The sequence below is a fragment of the uncultured Meiothermus sp. genome, from assembly GCF_937863175.1.
Classification (GTDB): Bacteria; Deinococcota; Deinococci; order Deinococcales; family Thermaceae; genus Meiothermus.
This window is the reverse complement of sequence record NZ_CALMCQ010000136.1, coordinates 1-6,103: the sequence shown is the minus strand read 5'-3', so window position 1 is coordinate 6,103 and position 6,103 is coordinate 1. Positions and strand designations below refer to the sequence as shown.

General features: G+C 58.2%; 7 protein-coding genes. 5 read left to right on the top strand and 2 right to left on the bottom strand.

Going from position 1 to position 6,103, the window contains the following annotated elements; genetic code table 11:
- Window positions 1–31 precede the first annotated feature (31 nt).
- Both Q0288_RS05475 and Q0288_RS05470 read right to left on the bottom strand, forming a co-directional pair.
- A complete protein-coding gene (locus Q0288_RS05475) occupies window positions 32–1,036 on the bottom strand; it encodes a hypothetical protein (protein WP_299428349.1) in 1,005 nt (334 codons plus the stop codon).
- Between the two features lie 659 nt (window positions 1,037–1,695).
- On the bottom strand, window positions 1,696–2,259 hold the full coding sequence (locus Q0288_RS05470; RefSeq protein ID WP_299428346.1) for a transposase: 564 nt from the start codon (window positions 2,257–2,259) through the stop codon (window positions 1,696–1,698).
- Between the two features lie 98 nt (window positions 2,260–2,357).
- Here Q0288_RS05470 and Q0288_RS05465 point away from each other — a divergent pair, with 98 nt between their 5' ends.
- The 5 genes from Q0288_RS05465 to Q0288_RS05450 form a co-directional block, all read left to right on the top strand.
- Window positions 2,358–2,669: a DDE-type integrase/transposase/recombinase gene (locus Q0288_RS05465; protein ID WP_299428352.1), complete on the top strand. Its 312-nt coding sequence runs from the start codon at window positions 2,358–2,360 to the stop codon at window positions 2,667–2,669.
- Window positions 2,654–2,809, top strand: coding sequence for an integrase core domain-containing protein (locus tag Q0288_RS18040; protein WP_366914727.1), 156 nt, complete (start codon window positions 2,654–2,656; stop codon window positions 2,807–2,809). The genes Q0288_RS05465 and Q0288_RS18040 overlap by 16 nt, the downstream gene beginning before the upstream one ends.
- Window positions 2,810–3,101: 292 nt before the next feature.
- Entirely contained in the window at window positions 3,102–3,893 is a 792-nt protein-coding gene (locus tag Q0288_RS05460; RefSeq protein WP_299428344.1) for a methyltransferase domain-containing protein, read from the top strand.
- A gap of 671 nt (window positions 3,894–4,564) precedes the next feature.
- Window positions 4,565–5,329, top strand: a complete 765-nt coding sequence (locus Q0288_RS05455) for a sugar phosphate isomerase/epimerase family protein (protein ID WP_299428341.1) — start codon at window positions 4,565–4,567, stop codon at window positions 5,327–5,329.
- 221 nt (window positions 5,330–5,550) lie between these two features.
- Window positions 5,551–6,103, top strand: a 553-nt coding sequence (locus Q0288_RS05450; RefSeq protein ID WP_299428338.1) for an Ig-like domain-containing protein, incomplete at its 3' end; no start/stop codon positions are given.

Here is a 6,103-nt window from a genome sequence, read left to right as displayed (position 1 = left end):
GGAGGTGACTAAGATTGAACCATTGGTGGTCTCAAAATAGGGGCGCACTACACCCATCCCGCTTATCCCACTCTCTACCACTACGAGGGTCGGTAAGCTTTACCTTAGCTGCATAGAACCCTCCTCGGTATCGCTCCACAACCGTCACGCTTGCTCTGTAAGTTGAGGCCAATGTGCCATCGCCAAAATAGTGTAGGCCAACAATCCTGGGGTTGCCTACGGGGCCCTTGATCTCGCCCTCGAAGACGTGCGCTAGGTTTACTCCGTCACAAAAGACGGATTGTATGGTTACGTTCTGGCCTGCTGCTCGACGTGTGCAAGTTAAGGCCACCTTGGTGTAACTGAACTGGAAAGGTACGAAACTCGTTTTAGAGCGAACAGACCCGAGTGTGGTGTCGACCTTGTTCAAAGCAGCCGTGGAGTCTAAACCCTGCTGGCTCCTCACCACGGTTGCTATTCTGTCGTACCGAGTCAAACAGGCGTTGCTGAGTGCAAACCCTCCACAACCGCGTGCCCTTGCCAAATCAACGATCCTAACAAAGCGCTGGTGTAAGGCTCCGACCAGCGCTCGAGGCGACACCCTGCCGCTCGAGAACCTGACGAACTCCGCCCGGATCACGGCGGCCACCACCCCGCCTCGACTAGTAAGGCTGAGACTTACGCGGTAGGCGAACTTGACCCCGGCAGTAACATCCCCCAAACCGCCTGTCCCCAAATCCAGCGCCAGCCCCGCCGCCGAGAGCACCGCCAGCACCGGGTCTACCTGCCTGCTGGTGGCGGCGTTGTAGAGCTGTTCCAGCCCGTCCACCGCATCCCCCACGATGGGGATGAAGCCCAGGATCAAGCGGGCGATCTCGCCCGAGGTGCTCTGGGCCTGCACCCTCTGCAGGCTCAGCCCACTGGGGTCGAGACTGGGCTCGATGGCGTCGCGCAGGTTTTGGTCGTAGAGGGCGACTTGGTTGAGGTTTTGGCCCACCAGTATGCGGTTGGTGCGGCTGACATACTCAGCAGGAAGGCGATAAGGGTATGTTGGCAAGTTCAGGCCGTTAGGGGCTTCGTGGCCAACGGTTACATCTCTGCAACCCTGTAGCGTCACTCCTGATCGCATCCCCGCACTCGGAATCCATTCAGAGAACGTAATATTACGAAAACATGGGTTACCATCAGTTCGACTCTTTGAGAACAGCCTTATTCTGGTCAAATCAAACTGTGCTCGTCCATCTACAAAGTCGTTTACATTTACCGCGACCTGTAGAGTGGCCCGACCCCGCACCATGTTTATCGCTTTGTCAGCGGAGCGCACTTTGGCATCTGCAAATTGAGCGTAGAGGATACCTGAGACGTCAATGAGTAGATTACCCTCCCCATCAACTGCATAGATGGGAATCTCAAAAAAAGCAAAGCCGTCTTGAGAAACTTGGCTGAGACGGAAATTCACTTGAGCCATCAGCTCTTTGCGTCCATTAACAGTAGCCTCGTACTCCACAAAGTTTGAGCCACTGGGATACTGGGTATCGGGCAGCACTGCGAGGGTCACACGTGGCACACGTAACCCTGAAAAGACTGGAATGTCGAAATCTAGACCATGGCGGCCATAGAAGTTTTGAGCACGGAGCCTTGTGGATACTTCTGTAGAGCCAGAATTCAGGCCAAATTGTAGGGTGCGCTCGCGCACCGCACAAGCCACATGGGCACTCAATCATCCACATCTCCAAACTCCCCCTCGAACGTTACTCCCGCCCCGCAATCAATTCTGTACAGGCCCCGGGCCACACAGCGCCTGAAGGTCGAATACCTCCAGTCTCTGGGCTGCTCCACATACCCGTGCTTCACCGGGTTGAAATGCACGTAGTCCAGATGTTTTATCAAGTCTTGCTCGTCACCCAGGTAATGTTCCCAGAAACGCCGCTGCCAAAGGCTGGACTCGCCTCTTTCGACCCTCGAGTTCGACAACAAAGCGGGATTCTCGTACTCTTTGCCGCGTTTGCTTACCCCGCCCTTAATCAGCAACCCGCGAATGGAGAAGTCATCATGGTTGGGGGGTAGCGTCCAGATGCAGTGCAGGGGACCGGGCAGTAGAACCCATGCCTCAACCTTGAAGGGAAATGACTGGCGGGTTTCTTGGATAGACTCGCGCAGGGCCTTGCGGACAGGTTCGTCCCAGAGGAACCGTTGGCGCTTGTGGGGCCGCCGTTCCGAGCCGTCGCGTCGGGACGGAACGAGGGCTGCTCCAACGTGACAACGGTGAAGAAGCAACACCCGCCCTCTTGGTAGAACCTACGGTATTCGGGCATAGGTTGAGTTTAGCGGATGGTTACTGTTGTTAGTGCGCCAGCGCACCCTACAGGGGTTACTATATCCGCCTAGCCAGGGGCTGGCTTTATCTGGTGGCCATCATGGACTGGTTCTCCAGATATGTCGTGACCTGGGAACTCGACGACTGTTTGGAACTCGCTTTCGTGCGGAGCGCGGTGACTCGGTCACTGGCCCAGGCCCAACCCGAGATTCTCAACAGCGACCAGGGCAGTCAGTTCACCAGTGACAGCTATCTCCAGCTCCTTCACCGCGCCGGGGTCAGGCTCAGCATGGGCGGCAAGGGACGGGCCAGCAACAACATCCCCTCGACAAGCTCAGGGCAGGCTTTACCGAAAGGCTGTGGCGCAGTCTGAAATACGAGGAGGTCTACCTGCACGATTACCAGTCACCTAAAGAAGCCAGAAGTGGCATCAGCCACTACTTGGAGTTCTACAACCACCAGCGGCTGCACCAGTCGCTCAACTATCAGACCCCTGCCGAGAGCCTGCCCTGAACGAAGTGAAGGGTGTACTCTGGATCAGCCCCGCCGCTCAGCCAGTACGCCAACACCAGGCCTCATGCAATACTAATGGAAGGGAGGGAGTGTCGCTTAGACCAGGCCCGAATTCTGTCTTGACAGAGGGGTCCACTTAAGGCATTTTGAAACTGTTGGACTCTGAGGAAGTCCCCGCGGACGTTGACACCCGCGCCGACGAATTGGACTGCGCGGTGCGGCGGTTCCCGCCGTGCTATGGGTACAGCACGAACACGGTTTCTGGTCGAAAAAAATATTCTGGAGGTGATTTGTGGGAGAGGCGTACGACTTGAGTATTCTTAATCAAGATCTGGAAGTAGCCCGGCTCGCCAGACAGGCCCACTCTTCCTTCTCCCACGAACTACCCGTATTGGCTGCGGCAGGTTTGAGAAGCGGAATGAGCGTGGTGGACATCGGCTCCGGCTCAGGCCACTTTACCGCTCAGCTGGCAACTTTGGCGCATCCGGCCAACGTGGTCGGTATCGAGAAGGAGGACGCGATGGTCAGGGTGGCCCGATCACTGCCTCATCTCGGAAACCTCGACTTTGTCCTGGCGGATGCTCTGAGCGCACAACCGAGGCCGGAGTTCGATTTTGTCTTTTGTCGCCTTGTCGTGAATAATACTCCAGAGCCCAAGACCCTTCTCGCCAAGATGGTTGGTTATGCAAGGCCCGGTGGCTTGATTTGCGTCTCTGACATAGACGATGGCACAGTAGTGATGCACCCAAGCCCGCCGACTGTGGAGCATGTAAATACCCTTTTCCTAGACTTCTTTCGGCGGCAGGGAGGCGACCGCCATGTGGGCCGCAGGCTCAGAGAAATGCTGACCCACGCTGGCGCATTAGATGTTAAGACGCATGTTATCGCCGTCGATACTCAAACCTGGGGCAGAGATGTTTTCCTCGGTAGGATATCAACCCGGACCCGTCGGCTTGTCAAAGCAGGAATGATCAGCGAGGGCGACGCGGCGCTGGCAGAGGCGGAGGCAGCGAGGTGGATAGAAGACGACTCATCCTATGGCTGTTTGACAAAATTTATCGTCGTAGGTCGTAGCCCCCATTGAGCGCTTTCGCAGTGTGCGCATTAGACAATGACGTGAAGGGATACAGTTAATCTCTAGACAACTTCTTCTTCCATCTCCCTCCGACTAACATCATGTCGGCCGATCGCGGTGCGTCCAGGTCTTTTCACATCTCCTTAACGCCGCTTAAGTGTTGAGCCAGAGGTCGAGGCTGTGGGCGAGTAGCGTCAGGGCGACTCGGGCCGAGCGGATGTGGGCCTGGGTTAGCTGGACGAACACGGTCTCGACTCATTTGCATAGGCGGCGGTACTCTGGTTTCCGGCGCCCTTCCTGGCGTTTGGCGCTCTTCTCCAGGGGGTGAGAACTCTTTGGATGTGTAGTAAACAAATTGTAGGGTGCGCTTGCGCACCGCAATACCCCGGCGCAAGGGTGGTGCGTGAACGCACCCTACATGTGGGTTACTGCGTATCTTGGGAGCCAGGAATACAGCACTCAGGCCACCGCGTCGAAACGAGCGAGGCCGATGGGTCTTCGAGGTGGTCGGTTTACAGTTGGAGGGTAAACCGATTCCGCTGATTGAGGTCTTTGATAAGTATCCGAAATTGTAGGGGCTTTCGGGAAAGCGTAAAGCGACATATACCCGGCATGGGCTGCTTGCTGCCTGTAACGCCTTGCTTGCAGGGTGCATCCGGTATAATCCAAACCACTTTTGTATGAAGCTGGGCTTCAGCCCCCTCACCGCCGGCCTGACCTACCGCCAGTCTTTCGACCTGGCCGCAGAGCTTGGGCTTTTTCTGGAGATTGCCTACGACCAGCACGAGATGGATCCCCGGCTGCCGGGGGCCAGGGAGCTGGCCGAGATGGGCCGGGCGGCCGGGGTGGGCTTTAGCCTGCACCTGCCTTTTGTGGACTGGAACATCGCCTCGCTGGTGCCGCAGGTGCAGCAGCTTTCGCTTCAGCGCACCCAGCAGGCTATCCATTTTGGGGCCGAGATCGGAGCGGCTTGTGGGGTGCTGCATACTGGTCTGGTTCCCCTGCGGCTGCCCGAGGCCGTCGTGCACGCCGGTCAGAATTTACACCGGGCGCTGCATCAGCTCGAGCTGGCCATCCCGGTGGCCCTGGAAAACCTGGGCCTGAACGGAACCGATTTGCTGGAAACGCCCGCCGAACTGGCGGCTCTGCTGGAGACCCACCCACAGTACGGCTGCTGTCTGGATGTGGGGCACGCCTTAATCCAGCGCGGTTCCCACGGCCCCCAGGAATACCACCGCCTCCTCCACGCTGGCCTGATCCATTTTCACCTGCACGACAACCGGGGTAGCTGGGACGAACACCTGCCCTGCGGAGCAGGGGTAGTGGACTGGGCCTGGGTACGGAGGGTTTTGCAAGAGTTCACCGGGACGGCGGCCCTCGAGGTAACGGGCGGAGCGGCGGGCGTGCGGCAGAGTGTGGCTTTGCTGCGCGGAGGCAAGGGATAATGGGGTTGCTCCCCTCCGCTCTGTAGTGCAGCTTTCTGAAAATCAGTCCAAACTACCGGGGCGGCACCAAAGGTTTTCATTGTTACAATCGGGGTCAGGGACATTTGCCCTTGTCCCCAATTCCTATATTCAAGTCCAGGGGCACAGCACCCTCATTTTCTGGTAGTCTTGGGGACAGTGCCCAGACCCCCGAAGATGGGCTGGCGAGGAGGAATCGAGCAATGCCGATTGAGCGTATCGAAGTATATCTGGATGGCGGCACCGAGCCCGTGCAGGTGCTGACCCAACCCCCTTTCAAAGTGACCTATGACACCCGCTCGCTGAGCGACGGAGAACACCAGCTCCGGGTCGTAACCTATTACACCAATGGCGCTAAAGAAGTGAAGGAGATCCCCTTCAAGGTCGCCAACACCCCAGGGGTGCTGGTGCAGGGCCTCGAGGAGGGGAAGGAGGTCTCGGGCACCCTGGAGATGACCCTGCGGGTCGCCGACGCCGAGGTCAAGCCCGCACCTGAGCGGTTCCCCGCCCTGGGTGCGGTCATCGCAACGGTTGCCATCCTGGGTGGAATCTGGCTATTCTTCGCCGCTACCGGCGTCACCAACAGAACCCTCGAGGAGGTCGCCCGGCCCCCAGCCGCCAAGGAAGCCCCAGCTCCGGCCCAGCCAGCCGCCCCCGCGGTTGCGGTGGACGCAGCTTTGAAAGCCAAAGGTGAGACCGTCTATGCCATGAGCTGCGCCGGCTGCCACCAGCCCACCGGGGCCGGGATGCCCCCCA

What these genes read in the sequence shown, in the direction of transcription:
- Q0288_RS05455 (WP_299428341.1), top strand. Translation starts at nt 4,565, where the DNA reads ATGAAGCTGGGCTTCAGCCCCCTCACCGCCGGCCTGACCTACCGCCAG.